This window comes from Rhodococcus sp. UFZ-B548 (assembly GCF_903819475.1).
In the GTDB taxonomy this organism is placed as follows: domain Bacteria; phylum Actinomycetota; class Actinomycetes; order Mycobacteriales; family Mycobacteriaceae; genus Rhodococcus_F; species Rhodococcus_F erythropolis.
Map to the genome: position 1 here is coordinate 17150 of NZ_CAIJDS010000041.1, position 25979 is coordinate 43128.

A 25979-nucleotide genomic window follows, 5' to 3' on the forward strand; every position below is an offset into this window, starting at 1 on the left:
ATGGACCGAGATCGAAAGCTCAGCGGGTCCGTGTCCGCTGTTCCTACAGCGTCACATCCACCGAATGGTGCTGAAGGTCCATTTCCCGTACTGGAACTTGCACGGGGTAACCGTCGTGCCGCTGCCCTGGAACTGACCACGCGGCTTGGCGGTAGCAGCGGCGCGTCTTACTGCAGCGTCGCGATTGGAGTTGCACGACGACTGCGACGAGAAGACGTACCTCGTGTCGGCGGAAGCAGTTCCTGCCGACACCAGTGAAATCCCGCTGATGATCGCCCCCGCGGTCAGCACCGACGCGATGGTCCGCTTGATGGTTCTGTTCTTCACATTTCCCCCTGCTATTCGGCCATCCGATCGGGTGGCCCTGACGATGAACGGGGCAAGCATTACACAGTTGAACACTGTTGTATTCCTACAGTTTTCAACTGTTCTCGGGGCGGCATCGCTTCGCTGTATCGCTCACGATGGCCTGCCCTCGACGACCGCTGTGGCGGCGAGTAGCCGTCCTGCGAGAGAGAGCGCCCCTTCGGCGTTCGTGACGACTTCGCCGCTGTGCCGGATCGGGTAACGCTCCATGTCGGTCAGCTCGACCGGGTTACGGAAACCAGGCGGCGCGGGCCACACGCCGGGTTCGGCCGGTGTCGGCAGTTCGACGATGCGGTAGCCGAGATGCACCAGTCGGCCCACGACGATATTGGCTACGACGTCGTGGTTCCGAACCGCCGATGTGTCGCGCAGCGCTTGGGCTACGACCGATTCGATTCGTGCCCGCTTAGACATTGGCGTTCTGCTCCGTCGACGCCGCGGAATGCGGAATCGGGTGGGAGTCCAGGTAGATCGTGTAGCCGTCATTCCGGAGTGATTGGACGGGATCGTCCCGGTCGACGGGGTCGAAGTTCAAGACCAGGCAGTCGATGGCCGATTGCTCGCCCGTATGGAGACTGGATGTGGTCGGGGAGGTTCGGTCGTCGACAACCAAGACCCAGATGTCGCCGGCGTGGTCAGCATCCTGCGAAGCTCCGAGCGGGAGCGTTTCGACGTGTCGAGCCAGCTTCTCGGCAGCATCGAGCGCACGGCTGGCGTACATCCCGTAGTCGTTGATGTCTGTTGCGCTGCCGGCAAGTTCGGCGTTGGTTCGTACGGTGGCGATCAGGGCCGCCGTATCGGACACGGATCCCTCTCCCCGAGTCGCCGATGGAAACGAGTTCGACGGGTTCACGATTGCCGGGCCTCTCGGTAGTCATCGGTCTCGCGCTCGGAGTGCTCTTTGCGGAGAAGCGATGCCAGGGCGTTTCCGTACTCACCGAGAGCGTTCTCGACGGCGGCCTGTTCCATGAACGTGTGCCGTTCGTCGGACAGGTGCGCGTCGTCGAGAGCGATGATCGCGCTCGCCAGTCTCAACCGAGCCTGGGCCTCGGCTCGCTTGAGATCGGGGCATGATTTGCTGTGCATGGCCAGGCGAAAGGTGGCCTGGATCAGGCCTTCGCCCTCGGGTTGTGAGCTCACGGGTACTCCTTGTTGTGTAGGTCCTCACGGCCGGCGTGCGAGGTAGCCGATCCCCGAACCTTCGACGTTGGCTTCGCCAACGAAAAGATCCCCGCCAGCAGAGCTGGCGGGGATCGAGGGCGATCAGGTCGGGGATCGCAATGTCACGACGGTTTCGTGGCACCGCCGGGTGTCGGCACGATGCGAACCGATCGCGGCGGGGTCGCCACGGTGAAGCCGTGTCGACGCGCCGCAGTGGTGAGCGGCTCCGGAGCCGGGTCGGCCGGCCATGACTGCTCCCCGGCGTCGGCGAACAGCGCTGCGGCGTTTGGGTTTGGCCCGGTGGTGAACCGTGTCTGGTACTGAATTCCGTCGAAGGTGGCATCGAAGCTCGAGGCCCACTCGTGCGGTACTGCGTACGGGGTCATGGACACGAGTTCCCTGGTCAGGCCGTACTCCGCGGCATACTCCGAGGAGGTGTCGGCCAGGTGGTGATCGTGCGGCACCGCCAGCGCGGACAGCTGGCGTTTCCCGGCGAACTCGGCGCTGATCACTCCGGTCGCGGCCAGTGGCGCGCCGACGGTCTCCCGGATCGCGGTTAGCTCGTCGTAAGCGAGATAGCAGGTTCCACGTGGCGGGGTGAGGTCGAAGCGGCCGCCACCCGAGGATGAGAACCACCATGGACCGTTCCCGATGCTGTGCCCGCGGTGCAGTGGCTGGGTTGCGGTGAGCTCACGGATGGGGAATCCGTCGAGTGGCCTCGACGGCGGACCGAGTGCGACGTGGTCGCGGCCGCTCACGCCGCCCACCGTCGGGCGTCGGCGCGTGCGAGCTCGAGCACTGGCTCGATGGGGCGCCCTTCGGCGACCCACTGTGCTGCGCTGCGGTCGTCGATGTCGGTGAGGGGACTGCGCAGCCAGGTTGCGCAGGTCCAAGCATCGGCTGCAGCACGCAACGTCGACCATAAGGTGAGCAGGTCCGGGTACACCGTGCCTGAGTCGGTGAACTGCCAGGTCGGATAGACCCATCCGCCGCCGTCGAGCCGGCAGGCGATCAGCGTGCCGGTGGACGATGCCTTCGCGACGGCCTGCCGGCTCACCCCCCACCACTGGGTCAGGCCCGAGGTGTCGTAGAACGGGCCGACGAGCTGGTCGTAGATGTGGCTTGTCGGTAGTGCCGAGGTCATGGAGCGGACAATGGACTCGACGTCGGCGAAGACATCAGCGGGGACACCGGAGGCGCGGGCATCGGCGAATGTCCGGTGGACCGAGTGGGTGAGCAGGTCGAGCAGCTTGCGTTCCTGTTCGGCGAGAGTGCTCATGAGAAGTCCTTTCACGGTCAACCAAGTCAACCCAATTGTTATCATATGCGTCAATGCTGTCAACCCGCATAGGGTTGGCCAGGGCAGACGCTGTCAGATTTGCGACACGTCCTTCATTGTCGCTGCGGCGAGAATGGCTTCCAGCGCCTCGGCGTATCCGCTTCGGATGTCGACATCGACGGCCAAGTGCGCAGTGAGGCGGTGACCGGCGAGAGATGCGGTGAGGAGGCGAAGGAATTTGTCCGTGGCGAACCCCTCGTGAAAGTCGCCTGCGGCAACTGCCTCTTTCGCCAGGTGGAGTGCAGTTGCGTTCCAGACCGCGAGGGTGCGACCAGTGTTGAGTTCCGGTTCGACAGCCAAACGGGCCTCGGCACGTAGCGACACGTCGTCGATGAAGGCTCGTGCGGTGTCGTCGACCAGCCCCCTGAGGGCATCGAGCGGGCGGGTGCCGTCTGTGGTCATCCAGCGTTCTGCGACTCCCCCGTAGCCAGCGGCGGCCGTATCGAGGACTGCATCCGCCATTTCTCGTTTGGAAGAGAAGTGGAAATACATTGCACCTTTGGTGGACGCGGTGTTCTCCAGGATCCGGATGACCGACGACGCCGCGTAGCCGTGGCGAGCGAACTCTGTCGCGGCTCCCGTCAGCAGAGCTGCCCGGGTCCGAAGCGCGCGCTGCTGGGTCATCGGACCGCACCGTCGATCAGAAGTGTGTGATCGACGTCGGTGCTGGTGCGCATATCGGCTTTGTTCATTGGTGTGGATTCCTTTTCGCTCGGCGGCTGATCCCGGTGTAGGTCAACCGCGCGGTAGCGCGGCCCGGGTTGCTTCGAGTTGTCCCGATGTTGGCTCCGCCAACTGGTCGGGCAACCTCCACTCGAATTGCGCGTGGTCCGTTATAGGTCTTCGGTCGCTGCAACCTTGGCTGCGCCGACAACACCGCAGATCGCGCAGTGAACGGGGTTCGGTGCTGTTCCACCGTCCACCAGCAGGCTTTGTAGATGAGCTGAGCAGGTTGGTGTCGCGGTCGGATGCACTGCGTGCCCGCACGGCCATGCAGTGGTTACGCCGACGGTGACTGGGCCGTGACATTCGCCGCGCCAGCCGCATTCGACGATCCGCGACCGCCGGGTAAACAACCTGAACCGCATTTGTTTCGATCCCTTCGTTTTCGACGCTTCACCAGCCGCCTGCGAGGACGTTGTTGACGCTGTGCCCGACGACGCCGGGTAGCAATGATCGCGTCCAGATCGCGAGGGCACCCCACACGATCCCGTCGAGGAACGTAGTGGCGAAGTTCAGTGCCGAGAACTGCTCGTGACCGGAAGCGAAGCCATAGACGGAGATTCCGGCCCATACGCAGATGACAGCCGCGACGAGAGGGGCTCGCTCCCATCGGGGGACGACGACTCCCGGTCGACGTAGTCGTCGCAGCGCGATGGTCGACGCCGCGATGACCGGCGCACGGAAAATCAGCTCTTCGACGATGACGTTGGCTGTCATCGTCACTCCGGTGATGTGCCCGGGGAAGGGCAATTGGTACACGGCTTCGCGGGCCTCCCAGGCTTGTTGTTGCGCACCGGGTTCGGACGTCGGGAAGTACTCCACCAGCATGCGGAGCACGGGAGCGCTTGCGCGGACGAAGGTGTAGACGAGAACTACGATGAGCGCGGCCGCCAGGTACCACCAGCGGCGGCGGGACGTGCCGGCGCACCACCGAACTCCAATCAAGGCAAGCGGCTCTCGGAGCATCGACAAATGTGGACGGAGACGATCGCGAGCAGAACGACTTGACCACAGCAGGAATGCCGCGAGGGCGGCCGAGGTCAGAGCGGCTACCAACAGACCACACACAGCCACGACCTGGACGACGGTCGACTTGCCGTTTGTCACAGCGGAAGTCAGAACGCTGGGGATCACGAACGTGATGAGCAGCGCCACGAAAAGGCAGAGGCTTGCATAGAAGGTTTCCGGGGTGAACGTGCGCGGGGGCATGACTGCCTTTCTGTATCAGCAAGATTCGGGCGGTGTGGGGTTCGAGTCTCGACGGCACCGGGCGCGCTGACAGCGCGAGTAATACGATCCCGGGGTATGGGCTATTTCAGAGATGAGCGCGGAGAAGCAGTCGAGAGACGGCAGAAGATCGTGGAGCGGGTCTACGCGTCACTCCATCTGGAGGGGCAGAACCCGACACCCTCGGAGAGGGCTCTCGCAGAGCAGTACGTGTCCGGGAGTATCTCCTCCGCTGAGCTCAGGCAGTGTCTGATCTCACTCGCCTGAACCTGCGAGGAGCAGGCGAGCTGAACCTATCCACGTGATGAACAGTGACCCCTCCGGACCCCGCCGATTAGGGCCTATGGTGAGTGATGCAATTCATGGACAAGATCAGCAGGGCAATAGAATTCCTCGAGCAGCGACGCGACCAGCCGGACGAGGGAATGGCAATGGCCGGCGGCCCGGATTCTGCACAGGAGACTCCGCCATCCCGCAGTGAGCTCGACCGAATCGAAAGCGATCTCGACGAGCTGTTCGCGATCAAGGCTGCGGTCGAGCCGCCCCATTCGGTCATGCCCGAGAAAGCGTTAAGGCAACGACTATGGGACGTCGAGGATCGTTGGGGGCTACATGATCCGGCTGAGCTCAGACCATGAACAGGTAGCGATGATCTGCGCAGACGAATGCGGTCATGCACTGAGACGCGCTCGGCGCGCGCTCAGATCATCGCTGACGTCCCCGGTGACAGTGTTGCTGTCACTGCGGGTTGCGTCGTTAGCGACGGTGTCAGCGGCCTTTACAGACGGTAGGTGGCGCACGACGGCCGCTACATCGGTGGCGGTGTGCCCAATCGCGATGCCGAACACACCCTGCCCTCCGCGCAGGAGATCGACGATTTCTTCGTCGGTCGTGCATTCGTAGACGGACACTCCGTCGCAGACCAGCGTGAGGGTCGCGAGGTCGGCTCGACCGCGAGCGCGTAGGTGGTCGACCGCGATTCGCACGTTCTGCAGGCTCACCCCTGTGTCGAGCAGCCGTTTGATCACTCGGACCGTCACGACGTCGGCGAACGAGTACAGGCGCTGGGATCCGCTACCGGCTGCGCTGCGGATGGACGGCTCTATCAGTCCTGTTCGCGCCCAGTAGTCGAGCTGGCGATATGTCACACCGGCGGCCTGCTGCACCGCCGGGGCACGGTATCCGAGACCGGCGCCGACGCCGGCATAGTTGGCGGTTGGTGGGACGGTGAACGCCTCGGGCATCCACTCGTCAAACGAGGCCTGTCCGTCTGTCAATTCTGCGGTCACGATCTCCCCCACTTTCATCACACGCTCCGGGCGTGTGTCGTCGCGATGCGATTCGCGAGTGTTCATCAGAGCAAACTCTCCCACGTCGGGCCACAGAGTGGTTCGCTTAGCGTCTTGCAGCCGCGGTCGACTCGCGGGTCACATCCTCGCGCTACCGTGGACGAGAATGTTGTCGACCGCAATCTGGGTGAGAACACCCGTTGCGGCGAGCTCCATCGGGGTCAGAGCCCGACCACGGTCGTCGGCAAATAGCGGCGACGCAGTGAGCCACCAGGCCGCCGTCGACCATGGACGCGCAGCAGCATGCTGCACTCGATTTGCGTATTCCACTGCGTTCCGGACTCGACGCTCCGCGATGTCCAACTGGAATGCGGGGTACCGATGTTGACCATCGGCCTCAAGGCTGAGGATCACTGATTCTTCGCGGAGCTGGTCGATCTTCGACAGAACATCCGCGGTGTGAGGGAAAAGGATCGCGCCGGCCTCTTCGGGAGTATGTAGTTCACCGACTAGATCGAGCAATTCTGCTTTTGCACTCCTGATCGGGCGATCACTGTTCACAGATCTTGCACCTCACGAGTCGATGATGATCGGGCTGATCAGAGAAGATCCGGGAGAGTCTGGGTCCGCAACCGCGTGAAACAGTACCTACCTTGCTGAACGAGGCCTGCCCTTTGCCGACTCTGTGGTCGCGATCTCTCCTCTGTTGTCACCTGGCTGCACAGTCGATGATCGTAATGCCCAGAGTCGTGGGAGCGGAGGTGCTCAGTGTCGATGTGTGCTGGGCTGGTGCCCTGAGCTGCTACTCAGGTCGAAGTTACCGGTCTGAGGGCGTGGGGTCGGCCTGGCAGCGAGGGTATCGGCGACGAGCTTCTCCAGGCGCGGATTGGGTCGGCCGGCGGACCCGTCACGAGGAGCACATCCGCGTGGCGCGGGGACGCGACCAACCGGATGCCATATCGTTCCGCGTCATACACCGGACCGAACGCGGACGCGATCTCGACTTCGCAGCCGTTGCAGGAGCCGGCGTCGACATGGCGAACTTGGATCGATCCGGTCACCGGCAGAAAGGGCTCCACCATGCCGTCGGTGCCGGGTCCACCGGGATCGGCGGGTGGCACCGGTTCCGGCTCCGCGATTCGGCCGATCCGGCGGATCTGATGAACAAGTCCACGCCCCCTCGCGTTTGAGGCGCCACCCGCCGAGGCACTCACGCCCCGGCCCCCGATACCTCCGCCGGACTCCGTGAATCCTCGACCGGTTCGGTGGGCGCGTCTGCGAGCAGAATCCCGTGCTCCGAGGTGCCGGCAAGGCCTGACTTCAGATGATGCAGCGGCGTCGCCATCAATCGCTCCTCCACACGGCAGGGGGGAGTGCGCACCCCCGACCGGTGCACACTCCACAGAAACACCATTACATTAGCAGTTGCGTAATTTGTTAAGTAACATGAGGCGGTCGAAGGAGTTCGCCGCTCGGGTCTCTGGACTCGGCGTGGCAGGGTGTGCCAGGGACGGCTCCGTCACAAGGCTTCAGACCCCCGTCGATGGCGCCAACCGGGGGCGTCCATGCGGATGCCTCACCGAGTGAGTGCACCGGATGGAAACGACCGACGGACCCGGACGGAACCGCCGTCCGGTCGAATGAAGGGATGGTTCAGATGGCGCGTGCACTGGTAGCACTGGTGGCAGCTGCGATAATTCTCGCGGGAACCGCTGCCGAGGTGGTGGTCATGGCCATACCGCGCCGGCGCTGAGATCAGCGGGACGATGACGAATCCCCCGACCATCCGCCACGGCGAGTACACCCACACCGCTCACGTTGCCGGATTCCCCGGCGATCAACGGGTCGATGGACGGCACGCTGTTCGCACTGGCCTGCGCCGAAAGATCCACACCGGACGCGGGTAGTCCTCGGTGCCGAGTCCACATGCTCCGAGGAGCTGACCGTTCCGAACGAGGCCGCGGGTAGAATATCCCGGTGGACGAGACCCTGCCGCCGTGCCCTGAATGCTCCAGCTCGTACACCTACGAGATGGGTCCCCTTCTGGTCTGCCCGATGTGTGCGCACGAGTGGGCTCCCACGGCGGACGCACCCGCGGACACCGCAGAGGACGCGGCGATCAAAGATGCGGTCGGCAACGTGCTCGCCGACGGCGACACTGTCACGGTGATCAAAACCCTCAAGGTCAAGGGCAGCCCCACCGGCATCAAGGCCGGTACCACGGTGCGCAACATTCGCCTGGTGAACGGCGTGGGCGACCACGATATCGACTGCAAGGTCGACGGAATCGGTCCCATGCAACTGAAGTCGAGCGTCGTCAAGAAGATCTGACCCGGGATGCCACCGAGGCAGTGAGGGGCTCCGGTGGATGCGTACTCCCCGGCCGACGGTGGCCGACGCCGAGCGATGCGAAGGCCTGGCTCAGAGGAGCCGCGGTTGGCGGCGGCGCATGACCGGTACGACGTTCGAATCGAACTTCGTCTTCCCGAAGCGCGGTCCGCGTTGCCGTGCCCCGGTTTGCGCTCTGTGTCCGAGGAGCGCTCAGCTCCGGGTTCGAGTGTTCCGGCTGGTGAAGCCTCTTGTGCCAGCGGCGGTTCGGGTGGTGACCCCTCGACTCGGCACCGCTCGTAACGGTACGGGACCTGGCATCGCCGGCCGAGTGGACTAACCCGTCCTACCGACGGACCAGATCGGGCCACGGCTGTGTGGTGAACGCATTCATCCTGTCCGGCTGCCCCGTGGTGGAGCCGCCCGGTGGTGGAACGGGCAAGCGGGTCTGCCGGTTCCACATCACTCCGACCGCTCACCGGTTCGGGGTGGGCCCGTCGTCGCCGCGCGGGAGATCAGTTGGAAATCCGTGCTGCCCTCGGTCGCGGGAAAGCGGAAAGCGAGGCGGTACTCGTCGAACAGTGCGAACCACTCCCTCCACGTAATATGTTCGAGGTCCGGGCCGGGCCGGAAACCGACGAAGTCGATCCGGAGAAGGGTGGTCTCGCGCCGCCCCGCCGCCATATTCGGGTTCATCGCCGGGGCCCCATGATGTTTCTGGATCCAGGTGCGGATCTGTTCGTGATCGGTCGTGGGGACCAGGAAGATCTTGCGCGAGTTCATCGCTGCCCTACTTGTCGGTTGCGCCGATGCCGTCGGACCAGGACTGGATCGGGCCATCACGGGCCGTACAGATTCATCGCGGTTGGGTGCGGGGGAAGGGGGTTCCCTGTCAGGAAGGCGATGAGCAGCGCGTTCACTGCGTCAGGCTGCTCGAGGTATCCGAAGTGCCCGCAATGTGGGATTTCCTGGTATCGGGCCCCGGGGATGGCGGCGGCCACTTCACGGCCCTGTTCCGGTGGGGTCATTCGGTCGTCACCGAATCCGATGACCAAGGTGGGTGCGACGATGCGGGCGTAATCGGCCAGTCGATTGCGGGATCGATCCATCGCGACCTGTGCCCGCACCCCCGGTGAAGTCGTGGCGGGAGCCGAGTACTCGAAGATATCGAGCCATTCCTGCGCTTTCTGCGGGTCCGCGAGGGTCCGGGGAGACAGGTTCAGCAGCGCGGTGACTGCCGCTGCGTAGGTTGCGGGCAGTTCGATACCCTGCGCGTGGAGGGCTTGTTGGCCCCGGTTCAGCGCGCTCTCGACCGGGTACGGTCTTCCGGTCGCCCCGATCATGATGGCTCTGATGACCAATTCGGGTCGGGCCACGGCCAGTTCCTGCACTACTCGCGCGCCCATCGAGGTGCCGACGACATGGGCTGGGCCCCCGAGGTGTTCGATCAGTGCCGCAGCATCGGCGACGAGGTCGTCGATGCTCATGCCCTCGATACCGTGGGAGTGTGAGATCCCGCGATGCGGCCGAGTGCGTGGTCTGCGGGTTCGTTGGCCAGATTCTTGTCATTCGACCGAGCCCCCTGTGTGCGCATCGGTCAGGGCGCCAGCCGAATGTTGGTGTGCGCGGACAATCGTCGAGTCGATCGACAGCAGACGTTCGAGCTGTTCCTCTCGTTCGGGGGCTGCCGCCCGCACCGCGGCGAACATCCGAATGTAGGTGCCGTCGTCCGACCAGCGGCGATGCCGTTCCCAGATCGACTGCCACGGGCCGAAGTATTCGGGCAGATCGCGCCACGGTGATCCGGTTCGGAACCGCCAGGCGATTCCTTCCAGGGTCAACCGGTGGTCGTTCCACGGACGCCCCCTTCGGCCCGCCAGTGCGGGTAGGACGGGCTCGATCACAGCCCACAGGTCATCGGGGATCTCGTCGGCGCGCAACACATACCCAGCATCACGCATCAATTCCCGAACATTAAGCAGACACGCTCTAGTCCAAAAGGCCTGCGTCCCGGGCTACTCGGGCCAGTTCGGCGCGGGTGCGGATCAGCAGCTTGCGTTGAATGCTGGCTCGGTGGCTCTCGACGGTGCGCGGGGAGACCGTCAGTTCCTCCGCGATCTCGGTGTTGGTGAGGCCGGAGGCGATCAGCTTCATTACCTCGAGCTCCCTTGAAGAAAGAGAGTCGATATTGGCCTCGAGCAGGCCTTCGGAGCCGCCGGGTTCGGTGGTGTCGGCTCGAAACGAGACAAATCCTTCATCCTTCATCACGGCGTAGAGGACAGACACGAGCTCCTCGTCGAGGCATTCCTTCGTGATGTACCCTCGCGCACCCCGCGTCTTCGCCTTCTCGACGTACCCCCTGGCGCCGTACATGCTGAGCATCACGACACGGGTCTCGGGCGAGATGGCTGAAATCTGTTCCAACAGGTCGAGGCCGTTGCAGTCGGACAGTCGGATGTCGAGCACCACCAGTTCCGGCGCGAAGTCTCGCACTGCTTGCAGGAGAAGTTCTCCGGTCGGTGCGGACGCCACCAGGTGAAAGTCCGTCGTGGTCTCGAGGATCCTCTGGATCCCGGACCGGATAATGCCATGGTCGTCACACACCACAACGCTGATCATCGTCTGATCGGCACCTCCACCATTATCGTCGTACCTTGTCCTGGTCGGGACTCGACGGACATCCGTCCGCCTACCAGCCGGGCCCGTTCCCGCATTCCGATCAATCCCAGCGACCTGCGCTGTCCGACCAGGTCGAGGTCGAATCCGGTCCCGTTGTCCTCGACCACGGCCCGCAGGGTGTCTGCCGAGGACACGATCATGACACTCGCCTCCCCGGCGCGACTGTGTCGGCCGATATTGGTCAGTGCTTCCTGCACGATACGAAAGACTGCGGTCGTGACCGCCGGCGGAACGGATATCGGCTGTCCCGTTGCGGTGAGTTCGATCCGGATCGGGTACATCTGCCGGCAATCTTCCACGTACTGCTCGATGCAGCCGGTGAGCCCTAGATCGTCGAGCCCCGAGGGCCGCAATGACCACGCGACAGTCCGGGCCACCTGTATCCCTTGTCGGACGATCGTGCGGACATCGGTCGCAGTCTGGCGTGTGGTGGCGTCTTCGGAGTTCTGTAGAGCACTGAGTCCGTCCATCACGCCCGCGAAGAGGTGGCCGAACTCGTCGTGCAGATCACGTGCGATTCTCCCGCGCTCGGCCTCCTGCACTTCCACTATCCGTTCCATGGACGCTGGCCGAAGGCCCTCCCGCTCGATGACGGCGCCCGCCAGCGCGGCCAGCACCTCCATGGTCGGCCCGTGGTGCTCGCTCTCACCGAGGGGAAAGGCCGCGACGACCGCGGTTTCGGTGACATCGTTCCCGACGACCGGCTTGATGATGCGCTCCGTCAACTTCATTTCGCGGGCCTCACCGGCCGCCCCCGAATCCCCGAGCATCGACGCTGGAGACGCGTTCGGAACTCTGATCGCATCGACGCTCACCGGTGTATGGCGCGAGATCTCGACTCGGCGCGCGGTGGTCGTCGCGAAAGTTGCGTCTCGGAGCTTGTCGAGAACCTCGTCGATGTCTTCGGAGGCGACGATGCTGCTCACAGCGTCGAGCAGGGCCTGGTGCCGGGCTGAGCCCCTGCCGACGAGGGCGTCTCGCGAGTGCGCCGACTCGACGATCCCGCGATCCACCCGGATACCCAGCGGTCGGCACAGTTCGGTCACCGGCGCCAGCGCGCTGAGCGGCCCTCGTCGGGGTGTGAGCCCCACCAGTGTAGCGACCAGAGCGCATGCGGCGAGTTCGCCTTGCGCCGAGTATCGGAATGCGCTGCGAGATGCTGCGGCCAAGATCATGCGGCCGCGCCACTTGTGTCCCCGCGAAAACGACATCAACGCCCATTCCCGCAGAACCGCGGGCCGCTCGCCCCAGAAGACGATGGCCGACCACCGGGCACGAGTGAGCTGCCGTCGTGCGGCCGTGGCCTGGAGCCGGCGTTCCTCCGTCCACCAGGCAGGTGCGGCGTCGTGCGAGAGGCGAAGGACCTGCAGGTGCGCGGTCAGGATCGGTGCGAGGAAATGATTCCTGATGCCCGAACCGCGGATCAGCTCGTCTGCCTGCCGAAACGCGTCCACAGCCTGCACGTCCTGCTCCGCGTGGAAAAGTCGCCAGGCCCGCGCCGCATGCAACATCGCCATCGTGTGGCGGTCGCCCGAATTCGTCTGCCGCAGTTCACGAGAGATCGTCTCCATGCTCACCTCACCCGGCAGGCACCAGACCCAGATCGCGAGGGCGGTCCCCGCGCCGATCCGATCGCCTCTGCGCTTGCCCTCCCAGTAGGTGTCACGCGCAAGCACTCCCGCATCGTGAAGTTTCCCTTGTCGAGCCAGACACAGCGCCTTTTGCCACATCGCGGCTACCTGTTCCCAACGATCCCCGACAGTGTCGAAGGCGGCGATTGCGGTGTCGAACGCCGCGATCGCCTCGTCGTACCGGTTGGCAGCGTAGAGAACGAATCCCCGGAAATGGTGCGACTGGGCGATGCCCCAGCCTTCGCCCGCCGTCTGGCGCAGTCGCAGCGAGCGGTCGGCGAGGCGCAACGCCAGCGGCGCAAGGACGGGGGCTACACCGGAAATCACGGCAGCGGTGGAGTATGCCTGTGCCCGCTCACGCGTGCTTCCTGCGGCATTCGCGAAACGCACGCCACGGAGGATGGCCAATACCAGCCAGATCGGTGACCTGACGAACCACCATTCGTATAGCAGCCGGTTGTGGATGCGGGCGGCCAGGCGGTCACGCTCTGTTCCGGCTCGGCCCGGCCGGATTCGGCGAGAGAGCCAACCAAGGGTAAGCAGACCCACCTCGCCGACCGCGAATACGGCGGCGAGTATGGAACTCCGGGGCAAGCGAAGCCCGATGTCGTGCATGCTCTGTCGCATCCACTCCGCGGCATCATCGAATCGGCCTGTCTTGAACGCGAGTTCGCCGAGCAGAGTGGCAACCCGTGAAGAGTCGAGTCCCGAGCGCGCACGGGTCAGCTCGTATGCCCACGCCAGTTCCTTCGCGGCCAGATCGTAGTTCCCAAGGAGCATGTGGACTGTGCCGAGTCCTTCGTGAACACGGAATCTCGCGGTGTCGTCGGCCGACTCGCACAGGGCCAGTCCCGTTTCAGCGATCTTGAAGTTGCCTTCCGCGACGTCGAGCGCATTGTGCCTCAGTCCCGCCTCGCCCGCACGTAGGGCGTACGGCACTGCAGATGCGGCTCGGCCGGAGCGGTCGAAGTGATACGCGATGTCGTAGTCGGCCCGAACCGCAGGGACGCCTTCGAGTGCCTGTGCGGCGCGCAGATGCAGCTCGCGCCGGGCGTCGTCGGTCAAGGTTCTCAGCACGGCTTCGCGGAGCCGATCGTGCGTGAATTCGAACTCGGCGTGGCCGCCGTCCGCGATGCCGCGCACGATTCCGTGCTGGGTTGCCTCCAGGAGGAGCTGATCGACGTCCGTGGGGCTCGCCGCCAGTGCCGCGTACAGAAGCCTGGACGAGAACCGGCGTCCCAGCACCGCGCCCTGACGTATCGCCTGCTGTGTGTCCGGCGACAATAGACTCAGCCGTGACGAGACGAGCACACTGTCCCTCCCCGACGCGGCGTCGGAATCGCGGGATTGCGACGGCAGCGGGAGTGACGCCATCCCATTCTCGTCCATCACCCATCGACCCGACTCGCGCGTCAACGCCGACGAGTCGACGAGCGCCTGGAAAACCAGCATGGTTTCGAGCGGATTGCCTTTGGAGTACTTCGTGACATAGGGGATGATCTCGTCGGGGATACGGTCACCGATCGACCGGATCAATTCCTCCGTATCGGCTGCGGACAACGGCTGAAGGTCGAGAAACTCGATATCACTGATTTCCCAGGCCCTCACTTGCGCAACAGCTTCCGTTCGGCACGAACATATCAACGACACGTTCGACTGGGATCGCGTTTCCTCCATCGCTATCGTCGAAGCTAGTTTGGCGAGCACCTGCCAGCTGAGATCGTCGGCCCACTGACAGTCGTCGACCACGATCAGTCCAGGTTGTTCCTTGGTGAAGACGGAGCGAAGAAGTCGAGCGACGGCAGTCGGGGCGGCGGCTACCGCGTGATCGCCGAATCCGCTGTCGGAGTTCTTCGCCGCGGGTGGATCGCCGAAGGCAGCGGTCAGCTCCGGTATCTGTTCGAGTGCTGCCGGGAGCAGCTCACCCATTTCTCCGCGCACCCGCTCGGCCTCGCGCGGGTGCGCGGTCAAGTAGGCGACCACGTCGCGGAAAGGGCCGGCGAACAGGCCGAGGGGACGGGCCGCCGCGTGGTCGAACGCGCCGGCACGCATCACGGTCACCCCGGCCGTCGAGGCGTGCGTGGCGACGGCGTCGAGCAGGCGGCTCTTGCCGACTCCTGACTCACCGCTCAGGCATGTGACCGCGCCGGACGATCGGCTCGCGCCGTCGGCACATGCGGTGAGGGTGGCGAGTTCGTCATGCCTGCCTACCAACGGCGGCTCCACGTAGGCGAGCGATCCGCACTGCCGGGGCGGCGCGACAGCAGACGCGAGAGCGCTCTCCCCACCGCCGGTCGCGACCACCGCCTCGAGCGCTGCGAGCACCTCGTCGGCGCTTTCGTAGCGGATCGCTGCCCGTGGGCTCAGCAGCTTGAGAAATATCGGGCGCAGCGTAGCCGGGAGGCCGACGATATCGACCAGGTGTGACAGCTCTGCGTGGGTACCGATACGAGGGTTCGCCCTACGCAACGCGCTGGCCGTCCGATTTCCCTCCGCGGTCGACTCGAGGAGTACCCACCCCGCTGCGAAGATGTCGGCCGTGAAGCCCGCCGCCGGGTGTGCGAGTCCGGGACTTTCCGGAAGCAGATATCGACCTTCCGGCCCCTCGACGGGATGGGTCACGGCAGCCAATTGAGTCCGCGTCACGCTGGCGTCGAGGAGAACGAGCTGATTGGTGCCCTCCGCGAGCATGATATTCGCTGGCTTCACCCCGCCGTGAGCGATTCCCATTCGGTGCAGACGAGCCAGTGCGTAGAACAGGTTGCACATCAGCTGGAGCTGGACGTCGAGCGATTGGGGTGACTCCTGCGCAGACCATTCTCGAATGTCGAGACCAGCTATGAATGGGCGGACGAGATCGACGTGGTCGGGTCCTTTGTGTGCAATCTGGGTGGGGATGACGTGTGGCAGCCTCGCCCTGCGCATGGCCTCCAGCTCACCTTCGAGCCAGTGCCAACTCCATGGGAACGTCATGGATAGATCCACCCGCCGGACAACCACACGTTCACGGGTCTCGCCCGACAGGGCCAGAGTCGTCGTGATGCCCGGACTCTGCCGCAGCACCCTCACGGTGTCGATTTCCATGTTGTTCCCTAGATCAGCGACTTCGCTGTCACGGTCCAGTCTCCCCAACAAACCAGACTCGCGCCATGAGCGGCTGGGTAACCACAATGTGGGCCCGGAGGGGATCCCGGCACCGTGGTCACCGACTGCTATCCCGGAGGTTCGGGAAGGACCTACCCGAGACTTCGGAAGGTAGCCAGGTCAAGTGGCCTCTTGATCCAATGCGCGGGGCCCGAGCTCGCTCAACTTGACGATGATGTACTTGAACTGTGGGATGTCCTTCAGCAGGGGTCCCATCTTCCCCTTCACCGAGATCTGCTTGGTGACCAGCGCGATGTTGACGGTGAGCTCGCCTGTCACCAGCATGCGCCGCCAGTTCTCGCTGTTCACCGGTGAGCACGAATTCGCTGGGTGGCGCGTCGTCCGCGTTGGCATGTTCGACGACGTCGGACATGACGCCCCTGCCGAAGTCCATGCGGACGACGAGGGTTAGCTTCCCGGTGTACACATGTGTCACCCCGAAGGTCATCTTGTCGGCCTTCTTCAGCCAAACGTGGTCATTGTTGAGTGTTTCGGCGAGGGCGTCGGGTACCGAAAGTGGGCCTGGTGTCGTTCGCTGTTGTTTCTTCCTTTCCGAGGGCTGCTTTTTACAGGTCGTTTCCGCCGGCCGTCTCGGCCAAGCCGCGCACCCCCATCCCGCCGTCACAGTTGATAATCGCGCCGGTTGCCGTCCTCGAGTTCGCCTTCGAAGCCAGCAGAACGTAGTGCCCGGTGTAGTCCGCCGCCTCGGGCAGCTCCTGCAGCACGGTGCACTGTTTGACCAGATCGCCGAGCGGCACTGAGGTGATGGTGGTTTCGCCCATTCCGAGCGAACCAGGTCCTCTCAGATCGGTGGGCATTGCGCCCGGAGCCACCCCGTTGACGCGGATCTTGGGGCCGAGTTCGAAGGCCAGTTCCTTGATCAGCCCGACTACCGCGTGCTTCGACGCGGTGTAGAGCGGGCCGCCGCCGCCGGGGTAGAAGCCGGCGTTCGACACGGTGTAGATGATCGAGCCTCCGGTGGCGGCGAGCTCCTCGACCGCCGCACGTGCACCGTGCAAGTAGCCCTTGACGTTGATGTGGAACATTTCGTCGAAGAGGGCGTCCAGTCGGTCCACCGGGATATCGACCATCTTCGTCGAGAAGTCCCAGATCGCGGCGTTCGCGACGAACGTGTCGAGGCGACCGAACTGGCGAACCGTTTCCTGGACGACGCGCGCATTGTCGTCGTACTTGCGCACGTCGCCTTCGACCACGAGGACATCCTCGCCGAAGTCGTTGGCAAGCTTCTCAGCCTTCTCCGCCGACTTCTCCAGGACACCCACCCGGGCTCCCTCTCCCAGGAATCGCTCGACCAGCGCCCGGCCTAGGCCCGACCCTCCGCCGGTGACGATCATGACGTTGTCTTCCAGCCAACCCATCTGAATCCCTTTCTTCGTCTTGTGAGTTCGGTTCGTCTTACGCTTGCGCCGGGGCGCTCAGCGTGGCATCGATGTCAATCAATTCATCCTCGATTGCGTTGCTGCTCACTTGCCTGTCGCGCTCGGCAACGAATTTGTGACCCCAGATGCTGATCTTGTCGTAGCGCACGACGGACCAGCCTGGTTCGACCTGGCGAGCGCCCCAGCCGTATTCGACGGCAAATCCGGAGGGGGTCGCGCCGTAGAATGAGAGCATGTGGTCATTGGTGTGGCGGCCAAGCGTCATGACCACTGTCCCGTCCGCATCGAACTTGTCGTAGGCAAGGCCCACGTCATCCATATGCTTGGTCTCGAGCATGAAGTGGTGAGTCTTCTTTGCTCCCGGGAGACCGGCGAGCGCCAGGGTGTGGTGTCGACCGTTGCAGTGCAGGAAGTGGAGTTTGACCGTCAGTTCATCGTTGAGCTTCCAGTCGATGATGTCGGAGAGATGGAAGCCCAGGCCCTTGACATAGAAATCCAGGGCAGCATCTATATCCGGCACAGCCAGCACGTAGTGGCCGAACCCCTGGTCGCCGGTCGTGAAGCCCGAGACCCCGGTCGGCGAGATGAACGGCTTCTCGAACAGCTCCGTCGCGCCATAGTAGATCTCGACCCGGGTGTTTGCCGTGTCCGTGCACGAAATCAGTCCGAGGACACCGCGATCGTCCGCCAACTCGCCGCTCTCTGTTGTCACCTCGATTCCATGCGCTTCGAGACGCTTTTTGATCGCGAGTAGCGAGTCCTCGCTCTCGACCTCGTAGCCCGAGAGCGAGATGTCATCCGACGGTCCCTTTTCGACCATCAGGCGCGCCCGCTGCGGGAGTCAATCCTGAACCGCGCCGAATTCTCGCTGCTCGAGGCCTCCATGGCCCCCAGTTTTTCCGTCATGAAGGCGCGCCATGCGGGCACATCCGCAACCTCGAAGCCCATGTAACCAAGTCTCTGAACGCTCATTTCTTACCTTTCTTGGAGTGTGATTTGCGCCGTCGGCCGCAGGCTGTGAATCACCCAGGGACCTCGGGTATGGCTTTCCTGTTGCCGTGTGTGATGGCCGAAGGAGATTGGCCACCCGGCGTCCCGAGCCGACTTGACCGCTGGTTGGGAGATGCGACTCGATCGCGGTGCCTGCGTTGGCGTCCTACCCAGTCTTCGACATGTTCTCGATCCAGCAGAGCAGGCGACCGTTGGTGCATATCGTCGCCGAACCAGTGGCGCGGCGGAGCGGATGAGTGATCGGCCCTAGCGGCACCGCTGATCACTCCGCGATCAGGGCTCTCTGTCATGCCGCTGTTGTTCTCTCGCGTGCCGCCCGATTCAGTTCGCGCAACTCCACGCTTGTGTCGGCGAGAACGTCCCGGCCCACCTGAGCACCGCTCTCGACAAGGCGGGTCGCCATGGCGAACTCTCGCGGAGCATCCACCGAAAGGGCCGCAGTCAGTTTGCCGTCGGTGAGCCTGAAGAGCAGTGCCGGGCCGTCGTCGGGAGCGCCTCGCATGACGTACTCCCCTGAACCTTCGATGTCGCCGATCATCTGTATGCGATGTCCGGCTATCTCGGTCCACGACAGCGGTAGTTGCGGCGCATGAACGGCTTTCCCTAACATCGCGGACGCAACTGCGGTCGCCTCTTTCTGACTGTTGATGTAGGTCTCGAGCGACCGCCGGCCGCCCGTCCGTAGCGGCCATGATGCCGCGTCGCCGGCCGCGAAGACCCCCTCAGCGGCGGTGCCGCCGGAATCGTTCACGATGATGCCGCGGCTGCACGCAAGCCCAGCCTGCTCGGCTATCGCCGTCTCGGGTTCCGCGCCGACGCACACGATTGCACTATCTGCCGGGAAACGCCGTCCGTCGGTGCCGATCACGGCGGTGATCCTGTCCACCCCGTCGAACTCGGCGACTCCCGTGTTCACCATGACCGAAATCCCGAGTTCCTCGAGGCGCGCCCGGCACCAGCCACCGATCCGGCGGCCCAGAACGCGCTGTAGCAACTCGTCTGAGGCCTCGAGGATGCTGACCTCGAGCCCGAGCTTCCGAGCGGTGGTGGCAACCTCACAGCCGATCAAGCCTCCGCCGACGACGACGAGCCGTTGTCCTGGCTCCCAGTCTTGGCGCAGCCGCTGCGCGTCGTCCACCGTTCGCAGGGTGGTGACGCCAGGAAGGTCGGCGCCGGAAAAGGAGGGAACGCGCGCGCTGGCCCCGGTCGCCAAGAGAACACGATCGACCTCGAGCGAGCGGCCGCCGTCGAGCAGAACCTCCTTGCGGGTGACATCCACCTGCAGGACCGTCCTGTCGAGCACCGTCTCTACCTGTAGCTCGTCGTACCAGTCAGCCGGTGACAGCGGCGGGGGATCGGCCAGATCCCCGGCCAAGACCGCTTTGGAAAGCGAGGTGCGGTCATATGGGAGTTCGCGTTCCTTGCCGATCAGGAACAGACGCCCGTCATAGCCTTCCGAACGCAGCGACTGCACGGCACTCACGCCAGCGACCCCGCCCCCGATGACCACGATGTCGGAAGTCATGTCGTCACTCCGCCCTCGAGGTCCACGAGAACGTCGTCTCCCTCGAGTTTGACCACAAAGGTCCGCAACGGCAGACAGGCCGGGAGCGCCTTCGCCTTGCCAGTGCGCACGCAAAACTTGGCCCAGTGGAGTGTGCACTCCACGACGTCGTCCTCGAGATACCCGTCTGAGAGTGCCCAATCGGCATGGCTGCAGGTGTCCTGAGTCGCGAAGAACTCTCCGCCCACGTTACAGACCAGAATCGGCTCTGGACCTTCCTCGAAGCGAAGCATCTCACCCGGCGCCAAATCGCCGGAGCTGCATATCTTTGTGAGGGCCATCGTCACTCCTAGAAGAAGAAGCTGAGGTTGTTGGCGAGAATTGTGCTCTGGTCGATCAGGATCGTTCGCTTCGCGAGTTCGAAACCCGCTTCGCTACCAGTTCGACGCAGAATGTCCTTCCGCTCCCCAGCGAAGATATCGAGCTGCCGCTCGAGCCGATTTCTGTACACGATGAAGACGTTCGAGACGTGGTATTCACCAGGGTTATCACCGTCGACGATCATGACGTTGGAAATCACGTGCCGCGTGCGCGAGGCCGGGTTCTCTGACCAGCTCACATCGGAAGTGATCTTGCGCAGGCGCCCTCGCATCATCTGCGCATTGTCGTCGAAATGTGCGTATTCATGGGCGCCGGAATACTCCTGTTCGGCTTCTCGCATGATACGCGTGGTTCGGATTGGCATGAAGTAATGAATATCTTCGGCCAACAGATCGAACCATTCTTGGAAGCGGCGGTCATTGAGAAGTTTCGCCTCCCAGTAGTAGAACTGCTCGATCTCGTGCTGCAGGCTGGGGTCTACTGGTGCGGGTTTTGTTCGAAATGCCGTGGTTGGCGATTCGGCGTCAATCATAATTCTTCCTAATCAGTCGGGAGTTCTGTTCAGGTGGAGACCCGGCGATGGTTCCACCGCGGTCCGCTCGCCCCGCCGCGGTCACGTGTGGGTCGACTCGGACACTGCGGGTCGGGTGGCGTCCAGTGCAGCCCAGTCCGGCGAAGTCATCATCCGGACCCATTGCGTATACAGCCCACGCGCCGCTTCTTCGCTGTAGACGTAGCTGATCGTGCCGGGGTAATCGGGATTGTCCGTGTCGGTCTGGCCGAGTCCCATCTCCGCGTTGAACGGCCGACTGCGGGCCTTGTGTCCGCGCAGCACCTGCTGGATCTCAACCCAGTTCTCGCCGTCGTCCTGCTCGAAGACACCACCTGCCGAGAAGGTTCGCAGTGTCTGCTGGCGGTATTCCTCTTTCATCTCGTCGGGTGCGTCGGCATCAACGACGGTGAAGGCCCAGACCTCGATCTCGTTCGGCCCGCGAGGGTGCCACGCTCGGATGGTGTTGATGCCTGGCAGGAACGAACAGGTTGGGAAGATGGTCATGTGCTGCACCAATAGTTGCTGGCCACGCTCTGTGCTTCCCAGGCGCTCGGAAGCCTTCTCTGCGGCAGTGCCCTGAGTCCAGTACTCGGTGACCTTCGGCCCCATGATGGCGAGCAACAGGTTGGGATCGCCGATGTAGAAGCCGCTACCGTGCCCGCCCCAGGTTGCGCGGTACTGGATGCCTTCCGTGGGGGGCGCGAGCTCCGACAGATCGACGCCATCAGGCAGGCCCGCGAGAATGCCGGAAAGATGGGATGTGGTGCCCGCGTGGTACATGTCGCTGCAGAATTGCTCCGCTGCGAACTTCCAGTTGCAGGGAATGACCCACTTCTGAATCCCCGGGATCGCTTCGGTGCCCGCTTCGGTTCTATCCAACATGTGGTCCATGTAGAACTTCGCCTCACCCAGATAGGTGTCCAGGTCCGGGGCGTCAGCGTCCCAGTTTGCGAAAATCAGGCCCTTGTAGGTCTCGACGCGAGCCTGTAGCGGGCCCCAATCTTCTTTCCTCAGCCCGGGGAAGGCCTGCTCCTCGAAAGGCACACTCACCAAGTTGCCGCCCGTATCGTAGGCCCAGCCGTGATAGCTGCAGGTGAATGACTTGGCATTGCCCCCGTCCGCGCGGCAGATCCGCATTCCGCGGTGGCGACACTGGTTGAGGAAGACGCGGATCTCCCCGTTCTTCTGACGAACGACCATCACGGGATCCTCGCCCATGTAGTTCGTCATGAAGTCGCCGGCCTTCGGAATCTGCGTCTCGTGGCCCATCAGCAACCACGAGCGACCGAAGATCCGCTCCAGTTCCTGTTCGTACAGCGCCTCGTCGGTGTAGATCCGCGGGTCTAGCCGGCCGGTCCTTTCGTCTACGAGTTCAGCGATGTCCGCGTCGGCCCACTTGGGCTTTCTCCCCGCAAGCGCGGGTTCACATTGCACGTCAGTCATGCGGCTTTCCTTTCTCGTCGGCAAATCACACTTGTACGGTCGTTAGTGCGTTCAATGGAACTCAGGTCTGCGTCGTAAATGCCTTCGGCTACGTCGCCGACGGTGAACCACGGCCCGACGGAAAAACTTCCGATCCATTCGCCGTGCTCACTCGCTGGCATCCATAGTGATCCAGATCTCATCGGCGAACATCCGGGAAAACTACGGAACCCGCCGGTCCGATGGATCGACGGACCTGCTCCATGTTTCCGCTGCGAGGACACTGCCGCGGCGGGGGTGTCGAGACCGTACGGTAGGAGTTGTCAGCGGACCGCATGAACGCCTCGGAATGCTTGTGGGACTGGGAAGCTCGACCATGTAGGGCAGAAACCGCGCCGCAAGGTCGATGGAGGAAGAGCGCTTGGCAACGGAACTGGAGGATGCCCGGCGCCGAATCATCGAACTCATTAGCCAGCTGGCCGAAACAGTGCGCAGCCGTGATCACCGCATGCAGGTGATGGCGTGGAATGCGGGGCCGCGAGCACATCGGATTCGGGGTGCTGTGACACGAGTTCGGGTGCTCGTACTACAGCCACGTGGTCGGGCGGATCAGGTTTGCGAGATCCACCAGCGTGTACCGATGTCGGCGTTCGAGTGCCTTGCGGGCGAGCGCCCGGAGCGCCGACTCCGCTGCACAGGACCCGATGGCGGACCTAGGTGACGACCGTGTCGGTGACCTTGCCGATGGTGTCCTTCGCTGTTCACATCGTCGAGATGAGCCGCGAGCTCGCCGATCGCGTCAGCTCCGGCCAATCTTCTCTGCGCTTCTTGACGATCTGTGGGGGCTCGCCTGTTGACCTGCCCACCCGGCTGGAATTCCTTACGGCAACCAATATGGTCGTGATCGCGCCTGAGGTCAGAAGCGCCCACTCATGATCAGCGCCGCAGCTTGTCAGGCACCAACTGCGCCGAAGTCATGGTCGCCCGAACAGTCCGATTCTGGAGACTCCCTTGAGCAGCTGCTGGATACGAACAAGCCTTGCACGCCCCTTCGCGGCCATGATTAGGTCGGTTCGATACCAACGGCTAGGACTCTCGCGATACTCAGAGAGTGTTTTGAAAGTTTTCGATTCGGGCGCGGCGGACCGGCCCGGTGGCGGCATGATTAGGTCCGTCGTTGCTCGCAGGAAACGTCGCAAGCGGACGCCGTATCCGTCCGATCTGACCGATGCCCAATGGGAGTTGATCGCACCGATGGTGCCCGCGGCGCTGCCGGGCGGTCGCCCGGCGATCCACGATCGTCGGCGGATCGTGGAAGCGATCCTCTACGTCAACCGCACCGGTTGCTCGTGGCGGCAGCTCCCGCATGACTTCCCGCCCTGGCAGACCGTTTTCGGGTACTTCCAGCGATGGAACGAGTCCGGGGTGACCGACCGCATCCACGACGCGCTGCGGGCGAAGCTCCGTGACCGTAGCGGCCGGGATCCGATGGCGTCGGCGGGGATGGTCGACGCGCAGGCGGTCAAGGGCGCCGACACGGTCGGCACGGAAACCCGCGGATGGGACGGCGGGAAACGGGTCCACGGCAGGAAGCGACACGTGGTCACGGACTCGCTGGGCCTGTTGGTGGTCGTGCTGGTGACCGCGGCGAGCGTGCAAGACCGCGACGGCGGGCGCCTGGCGTTGTCTCGGGCGAAGACAGTGATGCCGTCGATGGTGTGGGCAGACGGCGGCTACGCCGGACGTCTCGTCGCGTGGGTCGCGGAGCATTGCCGGATGACGCTCGATATCGTGCGGAAACCCAAGGGGAAGCTGGGATTCAGTGTTCTGCCGCACCGTTGGCTAATCGAACGGACCCTGGCGTGGATCGTGCGTTGCCGTCGACTTGACCACGACTACGAACGCCTCCCGGCGCACTCGGAGGCGATGATCAAATGGGCAATGATCGGATTGATGACCCGACGACTCGCCCCCGCACGCGGACGACACCCCTGGCAGTCGACCCGCGCGGCGTGACACTTTCAGAACACTTTCTTAGCTTGTCGTTTAACCTCGGCCAACGCGTGGGGCAGTTGGTGCTGGTGTTGTTCGGCGTGTCGCCGCGGCATGAGGCGACCACCGCCTGATCATCTTGAGGTTCCTTCCAGAGAACTTTCGAGACGAAAACAGGCGGTGGCCGTGAGTATCAGTGTGCCCGATCGGTGGGCGGTCGGGGAAGAATCGGTCCCCGATCCGCGTGTCGACCTGGTGTCGTTCCGCGAAGAGTTCTACCGGTGTCTGCCGACCCGAGGTGATGCATTGTTCGAGTTGACCGATGCGCTGCTGTGTTCCGGCACCGCGGTTCGCACCCTGGTCGAGTTGTCACTGGCCGTCGAGCATCGGCGCGGTCACGGCGCCTTGTACGACGCAATCAACTGCGGCAGAGTAGATTTTACTCGGCTGCGTCGCGCCCTCGGCGGGCTGACGATCCCGTGTGATCGTGGCGGCCGGATCGTTCTGGCCGTCGATGTCAGTGCCTGGTTGCGCCCGGATGCACCGACGAGTCCGCAGCGCGGGTTCTGCCACGTCTACGGCCGCGGGAAGAATCACGCGCAGCTGATCCCGGGGTGGCCGTACTCGTTCGTCGCCGCACTCGAGACCGGGCGTACCTCGTGGACGTCGGTGCTCGACGCGGTCCGCTTGCGCCCCGACGATGACGAAACCGCTGTGACGGCGACCCAGGTGCGTGAAGTGATCACGCGGTTGCGCGAGGCCGGGCACCACCGCGACGGCGACCCGGACATTCTACTGGTGTTCGACGCCGGATACGAGTTGGCGCGGTTGGCGTTCGTGCTCGCCGATCTCCCGGTGCAGGTGTTGGGTCGGATGCGTTCGGACCGGGTGCTGTGCTTCCCGGCGCCGCCACCGGGCCGTACTGGGCGCCCACCCCGGCACGGCCCCGAGTTTCGATTCGCCGACCCGATTACGTGGCCTGCACCCGAGACCACCTCGAGCACCGAGACGGACCGATACGGCACAGCCTCCGCTTCGGCGTGGAATCGGTTGCACCCGCGACTCGTTCATCGTGGCTCGTGGGCTCAGCACCCGGGGCCGCCACCGATCGTGGAAGGCACGGTGATCCGGTTGACCGTAGACCACCTTCCTGGGGACCGGCATCCCACCCCGGTGTGGCTGTGGTGCTCGGACCCGGGCGTCAGTGCCGACCATCTCGACCGGTTGTGGCAGCTGTTTCTGCGGCGCTTCGATCTCGAGCACACCTTCCGATTCTTCAAGCAGACGTTGGGGTGGAACGCACCTCGGCTCCGCAGTCCCGAGGCGGCCGACCGCTGGACCTGGATCGTGCTGGTGGCCTACGCCCAACTCCGGCTCGCCCGTCCTCTGGCCGAGGACCTACGCCGCCCGTGGGAACGGCCTGTCCCACCAACACGATTGACGCCGGCACGGGTTCGTCGAGGGTTTTCGCGCACCCGTGCGACGATGCCTGTTCCGGCCAGTGCACCGAAACCCAGTCGACCCGGACCCGGACGCCCACCCGGATCGAAAAACACCCACCGCGCACCGCATCACCACGTGGGCAAACGCGCCGAAACCAAAGCTAGAAACCCCGTCGGGGCCGCCTGCCCAGGTTAAAAATCAAGCTTAGTGCCAACGATCACGACGACCAATTCACCGTCTACCGTGATCTGTGTGCCGACGACCGGTACCTGGCCATCGTTGTCCCGCTCACCCAGTACGCCATTCTAACCTGATAGCCTCCAGCAACTTTTCACGTCGCCCGATCGCCATTCACAACACTGTGCCCGCACCACCTACGAGGGCAC

At 63.8% G+C, this 25979-nt stretch carries 31 protein-coding genes and 2 pseudogenes; 7 read left to right on the plus strand and 26 right to left on the minus strand.

The features are described from left to right. Positions 1-51: 51 nt before the first annotated feature. The 8 genes from H7C86_RS26710 to H7C86_RS26745 form a co-directional block, all read right to left on the minus strand. The gene (locus tag H7C86_RS26710) at positions 52-327 is read right to left on the minus strand and encodes a hypothetical protein (RefSeq protein ID WP_182262551.1); all 276 of its coding nucleotides are present in this window, start codon (positions 325-327) and stop codon (positions 52-54) included. A 132-nt stretch (positions 328-459) separates the two neighbouring features. Further along, a complete protein-coding gene (locus tag H7C86_RS26715) occupies positions 460-780 on the minus strand; it encodes a hypothetical protein (RefSeq protein ID WP_182262552.1) in 321 nt (106 codons plus the stop codon). Further along, positions 773-1171: a hypothetical protein gene (locus tag H7C86_RS26720; RefSeq protein WP_182262553.1), complete on the minus strand. Its 399-nt coding sequence runs from the start codon at positions 1169-1171 to the stop codon at positions 773-775. Before H7C86_RS26720 ends, H7C86_RS26715 begins: the two co-directional genes overlap by 8 nt. Positions 1172-1215: 44 nt before the next feature. Continuing rightward, positions 1216-1506 carry a hypothetical protein gene (locus tag H7C86_RS26725; RefSeq protein WP_182262554.1) on the minus strand — a complete coding sequence of 97 codons (291 nt, stop codon included), beginning with the start codon at positions 1504-1506 and terminating at the stop codon, positions 1216-1218. A gap of 143 nt (positions 1507-1649) precedes the next feature. Continuing rightward, positions 1650-2285 (minus strand): RES domain-containing protein, encoded by a 636-nt coding sequence (locus tag H7C86_RS26730; RefSeq protein ID WP_182262555.1) that lies wholly within the window; start codon positions 2283-2285, stop codon positions 1650-1652. Beyond that, positions 2282-2806, minus strand: a complete 525-nt coding sequence (locus H7C86_RS26735) for a hypothetical protein (RefSeq protein ID WP_182262556.1) — start codon at positions 2804-2806, stop codon at positions 2282-2284. Before H7C86_RS26735 ends, H7C86_RS26730 begins: the two co-directional genes overlap by 4 nt. Positions 2807-2899: 93 nt before the next feature. Further along, positions 2900-3490 carry a TetR family transcriptional regulator gene (locus H7C86_RS26740; protein ID WP_182262557.1) on the minus strand — a complete coding sequence of 197 codons (591 nt, stop codon included), beginning with the start codon at positions 3488-3490 and terminating at the stop codon, positions 2900-2902. A 492-nt stretch (positions 3491-3982) separates the two neighbouring features. Continuing rightward, a complete protein-coding gene (locus H7C86_RS26745; RefSeq protein ID WP_182262558.1) occupies positions 3983-4798 on the minus strand; it encodes a CPBP family intramembrane glutamic endopeptidase in 816 nt (271 codons plus the stop codon). Between the two features lie 96 nt (positions 4799-4894). On the opposite strand from H7C86_RS26745, the gene H7C86_RS26750 reads away from it, so the two are divergent. Further along, a complete protein-coding gene (locus H7C86_RS26750) occupies positions 4895-5083 on the plus strand; it encodes an antitoxin VbhA family protein (RefSeq protein WP_182262559.1) in 189 nt (62 codons plus the stop codon). A gap of 95 nt (positions 5084-5178) precedes the next feature. Beyond that, positions 5179-5454 (plus strand): hypothetical protein, encoded by a 276-nt coding sequence (locus H7C86_RS26755; RefSeq protein WP_182262560.1) that lies wholly within the window; start codon positions 5179-5181, stop codon positions 5452-5454. 33 nt (positions 5455-5487) lie between these two features. Here the strand turns inward: H7C86_RS26755 and H7C86_RS26760 are convergent, their stop codons facing one another. The 4 genes and pseudogenes from H7C86_RS26760 to H7C86_RS37400 form a co-directional block, all read right to left on the minus strand. Next, positions 5488-6171 (minus strand): MerR family transcriptional regulator, encoded by a 684-nt coding sequence (locus H7C86_RS26760; protein ID WP_397517272.1) that lies wholly within the window; start codon positions 6169-6171, stop codon positions 5488-5490. A gap of 72 nt (positions 6172-6243) precedes the next feature. Next, entirely contained in the window at positions 6244-6666 is a 423-nt protein-coding gene (locus tag H7C86_RS26765) for a hypothetical protein (protein WP_182262561.1), read from the minus strand. Between the two features lie 293 nt (positions 6667-6959). After that, positions 6960-7319, minus strand: a pseudogene (locus H7C86_RS37880) (hypothetical protein); the annotation flags it as partial. After that, positions 7316-7450, minus strand: a complete 135-nt coding sequence (locus H7C86_RS37400) for a hypothetical protein (RefSeq protein WP_259349303.1) — start codon at positions 7448-7450, stop codon at positions 7316-7318. The gene H7C86_RS37400 and the pseudogene H7C86_RS37880, both read right to left, overlap by 4 nt. Before the next feature lie 632 nt (positions 7451-8082). Here H7C86_RS37400 and H7C86_RS26775 point away from each other — a divergent pair. Further along, the gene (locus tag H7C86_RS26775; RefSeq protein ID WP_005573825.1) at positions 8083-8436 is read left to right on the plus strand and encodes a zinc ribbon domain-containing protein YjdM; all 354 of its coding nucleotides are present in this window, start codon (positions 8083-8085) and stop codon (positions 8434-8436) included. A gap of 459 nt (positions 8437-8895) precedes the next feature. On the opposite strand, the gene H7C86_RS26780 is transcribed toward H7C86_RS26775, so the two are convergent. The 6 genes from H7C86_RS26780 to H7C86_RS26805 form a co-directional block, all read right to left on the minus strand. After that, complete coding sequence (locus H7C86_RS26780; protein ID WP_005573824.1) at positions 8896-9216, minus strand: hypothetical protein; 321 nt, start codon at positions 9214-9216, stop codon at positions 8896-8898. A gap of 56 nt (positions 9217-9272) precedes the next feature. Beyond that, the gene (locus tag H7C86_RS26785) at positions 9273-9947 is read right to left on the minus strand and encodes an alpha/beta fold hydrolase (RefSeq protein ID WP_345890977.1); all 675 of its coding nucleotides are present in this window, start codon (positions 9945-9947) and stop codon (positions 9273-9275) included. A gap of 51 nt (positions 9948-9998) precedes the next feature. Then, the gene (locus H7C86_RS26790) at positions 9999-10394 is read right to left on the minus strand and encodes an IS5 family transposase (protein WP_182262563.1); all 396 of its coding nucleotides are present in this window, start codon (positions 10392-10394) and stop codon (positions 9999-10001) included. Between the two features lie 28 nt (positions 10395-10422). Next, on the minus strand, positions 10423-11052 hold the full coding sequence (locus tag H7C86_RS26795; protein WP_005254545.1) for a response regulator: 630 nt from the start codon (positions 11050-11052) through the stop codon (positions 10423-10425). After that, positions 11049-15827, minus strand: a complete 4779-nt coding sequence (locus H7C86_RS26800; RefSeq protein WP_182262564.1) for an AAA family ATPase — start codon at positions 15825-15827, stop codon at positions 11049-11051. Before H7C86_RS26800 ends, H7C86_RS26795 begins: the two co-directional genes overlap by 4 nt. Positions 15828-16007: 180 nt before the next feature. Then, a complete protein-coding gene (locus H7C86_RS26805) occupies positions 16008-16172 on the minus strand; it encodes a hypothetical protein (RefSeq protein ID WP_005254547.1) in 165 nt (54 codons plus the stop codon). On the opposite strand from H7C86_RS26805, the gene H7C86_RS37405 reads away from it, so the two are divergent. Continuing rightward, on the plus strand, positions 16171-16299 hold the full coding sequence (locus H7C86_RS37405; protein ID WP_257233726.1) for a hypothetical protein: 129 nt from the start codon (positions 16171-16173) through the stop codon (positions 16297-16299). The two genes, H7C86_RS26805 and H7C86_RS37405, sit on opposite strands and share 2 nt — an antisense overlap. A gap of 154 nt (positions 16300-16453) precedes the next feature. On the opposite strand, the gene hcaB is transcribed toward H7C86_RS37405, so the two are convergent. The 8 genes and pseudogenes from hcaB to H7C86_RS26840 all read right to left on the minus strand — a co-directional run. Then, positions 16454-17266 carry a 3-(cis-5,6-dihydroxycyclohexa-1,3-dien-1-yl)propanoate dehydrogenase gene (gene hcaB / locus H7C86_RS26810; protein ID WP_005254548.1) on the minus strand — a complete coding sequence of 271 codons (813 nt, stop codon included), beginning with the start codon at positions 17264-17266 and terminating at the stop codon, positions 16454-16456. 37 nt (positions 17267-17303) lie between these two features. After that, on the minus strand, positions 17304-18107 hold the full coding sequence (locus tag H7C86_RS26815) for a VOC family protein (protein WP_259349304.1): 804 nt from the start codon (positions 18105-18107) through the stop codon (positions 17304-17306). Beyond that, positions 18107-18259, minus strand: coding sequence for a hypothetical protein (locus tag H7C86_RS37960; RefSeq protein WP_397517273.1), 153 nt, complete (start codon positions 18257-18259; stop codon positions 18107-18109). Before H7C86_RS37960 ends, H7C86_RS26815 begins: the two co-directional genes overlap by 1 nt. Positions 18260-18584: 325 nt before the next feature. Next, complete coding sequence (locus H7C86_RS26820) at positions 18585-19823, minus strand: NAD(P)/FAD-dependent oxidoreductase (protein ID WP_005254550.1); 1239 nt, start codon at positions 19821-19823, stop codon at positions 18585-18587. Continuing rightward, entirely contained in the window at positions 19820-20143 is a 324-nt protein-coding gene (gene bphA3 / locus H7C86_RS26825) for a biphenyl 2,3-dioxygenase ferredoxin component (protein ID WP_005254551.1), read from the minus strand. The genes H7C86_RS26820 and bphA3 overlap by 4 nt, the downstream gene beginning before the upstream one ends. Before the next feature lie 8 nt (positions 20144-20151). After that, positions 20152-20715, minus strand: a complete 564-nt coding sequence (gene bphA2 / locus H7C86_RS26830; RefSeq protein WP_005254552.1) for a biphenyl 2,3-dioxygenase subunit beta — start codon at positions 20713-20715, stop codon at positions 20152-20154. An 81-nt stretch (positions 20716-20796) separates the two neighbouring features. After that, the gene (gene bphA1 / locus H7C86_RS26835) at positions 20797-22179 is read right to left on the minus strand and encodes a biphenyl 2,3-dioxygenase subunit alpha (protein ID WP_182262565.1); all 1383 of its coding nucleotides are present in this window, start codon (positions 22177-22179) and stop codon (positions 20797-20799) included. 565 nt (positions 22180-22744) lie between these two features. Next, positions 22745-22849 (minus strand): annotated as a pseudogene (locus H7C86_RS26840) (tetratricopeptide repeat protein); the annotation flags it as partial. A gap of 26 nt (positions 22850-22875) precedes the next feature. Here H7C86_RS26840 and H7C86_RS26845 point away from each other — a divergent pair. From H7C86_RS26845 to H7C86_RS26855, 3 genes are all read left to right on the plus strand, one after another. Then, entirely contained in the window at positions 22876-23094 is a 219-nt protein-coding gene (locus tag H7C86_RS26845) for a hypothetical protein (protein WP_005254554.1), read from the plus strand. 225 nt (positions 23095-23319) lie between these two features. Next, entirely contained in the window at positions 23320-24174 is an 855-nt protein-coding gene (locus tag H7C86_RS26850; protein ID WP_012687208.1) for an IS5 family transposase, read from the plus strand. A gap of 162 nt (positions 24175-24336) precedes the next feature. Beyond that, positions 24337-25788: an NF041680 family putative transposase gene (locus H7C86_RS26855; protein WP_241769500.1), complete on the plus strand. Its 1452-nt coding sequence runs from the start codon at positions 24337-24339 to the stop codon at positions 25786-25788. Positions 25789-25979 lie beyond the last annotated feature (191 nt).

Excerpts from the sequence above, each read along its gene's own strand:
- H7C86_RS26715 (WP_182262552.1), bottom strand. The coding sequence starts at position 780 with ATGTCTAAGCGGGCACGAATCGAATCGGTCGTAGCCCAAGCGCTGCGC.
- H7C86_RS26735 (WP_182262556.1), bottom strand. The coding sequence starts at position 2,806 with ATGAGCACTCTCGCCGAACAGGAACGCAAGCTGCTCGACCTGCTCACC.
- H7C86_RS26740 (WP_182262557.1), bottom strand. The coding sequence starts at position 3,490 with ATGACCCAGCAGCGCGCGCTTCGGACCCGGGCAGCTCTGCTGACGGGA.
- H7C86_RS26745 (WP_182262558.1), bottom strand. The coding sequence starts at position 4,798 with ATGCCCCCGCGCACGTTCACCCCGGAAACCTTCTATGCAAGCCTCTGC.
- H7C86_RS26750 (WP_182262559.1), top strand. The coding sequence starts at position 4,895 with ATGGGCTATTTCAGAGATGAGCGCGGAGAAGCAGTCGAGAGACGGCAG.
- H7C86_RS26755 (WP_182262560.1), top strand. The coding sequence starts at position 5,179 with ATGGACAAGATCAGCAGGGCAATAGAATTCCTCGAGCAGCGACGCGAC.
- H7C86_RS26760 (WP_397517272.1), bottom strand. The coding sequence starts at position 6,171 with ATGAACACTCGCGAATCGCATCGCGACGACACACGCCCGGAGCGTGTG.
- H7C86_RS37400 (WP_259349303.1), bottom strand. The coding sequence starts at position 7,450 with ATGGCGACGCCGCTGCATCATCTGAAGTCAGGCCTTGCCGGCACCTCG.
- H7C86_RS26780 (WP_005573824.1), bottom strand. The coding sequence starts at position 9,216 with ATGAACTCGCGCAAGATCTTCCTGGTCCCCACGACCGATCACGAACAG.
- H7C86_RS26790 (WP_182262563.1), bottom strand. The coding sequence starts at position 10,394 with ATGCGTGATGCTGGGTATGTGTTGCGCGCCGACGAGATCCCCGATGAC.
- H7C86_RS26795 (WP_005254545.1), bottom strand. The coding sequence starts at position 11,052 with ATGATCAGCGTTGTGGTGTGTGACGACCATGGCATTATCCGGTCCGGG.
- H7C86_RS26800 (WP_182262564.1), bottom strand. The coding sequence starts at position 15,827 with ATGGAAATCGACACCGTGAGGGTGCTGCGGCAGAGTCCGGGCATCACG.
- H7C86_RS37405 (WP_257233726.1), top strand. The coding sequence starts at position 16,171 with ATGCGCCGCCAGTTCTCGCTGTTCACCGGTGAGCACGAATTCGCTGGG.
- H7C86_RS26805 (WP_005254547.1), bottom strand. The coding sequence starts at position 16,172 with ATGCTGGTGACAGGCGAGCTCACCGTCAACATCGCGCTGGTCACCAAG.
- hcaB (WP_005254548.1), bottom strand. The coding sequence starts at position 17,266 with ATGGGTTGGCTGGAAGACAACGTCATGATCGTCACCGGCGGAGGGTCG.
- H7C86_RS26815 (WP_259349304.1), bottom strand. The coding sequence starts at position 18,107 with ATGGTCGAAAAGGGACCGTCGGATGACATCTCGCTCTCGGGCTACGAG.
- H7C86_RS37960 (WP_397517273.1), bottom strand. The coding sequence starts at position 18,259 with ATGAGCGTTCAGAGACTTGGTTACATGGGCTTCGAGGTTGCGGATGTG.
- H7C86_RS26820 (WP_005254550.1), bottom strand. The coding sequence starts at position 19,823 with ATGACTTCCGACATCGTGGTCATCGGGGGCGGGGTCGCTGGCGTGAGT.
- bphA3 (WP_005254551.1), bottom strand. The coding sequence starts at position 20,143 with ATGGCCCTCACAAAGATATGCAGCTCCGGCGATTTGGCGCCGGGTGAG.
- bphA2 (WP_005254552.1), bottom strand. The coding sequence starts at position 20,715 with ATGATTGACGCCGAATCGCCAACCACGGCATTTCGAACAAAACCCGCA.
- bphA1 (WP_182262565.1), bottom strand. The coding sequence starts at position 22,179 with ATGACTGACGTGCAATGTGAACCCGCGCTTGCGGGGAGAAAGCCCAAG.
- H7C86_RS26850 (WP_012687208.1), top strand. The coding sequence starts at position 23,320 with ATGATTAGGTCCGTCGTTGCTCGCAGGAAACGTCGCAAGCGGACGCCG.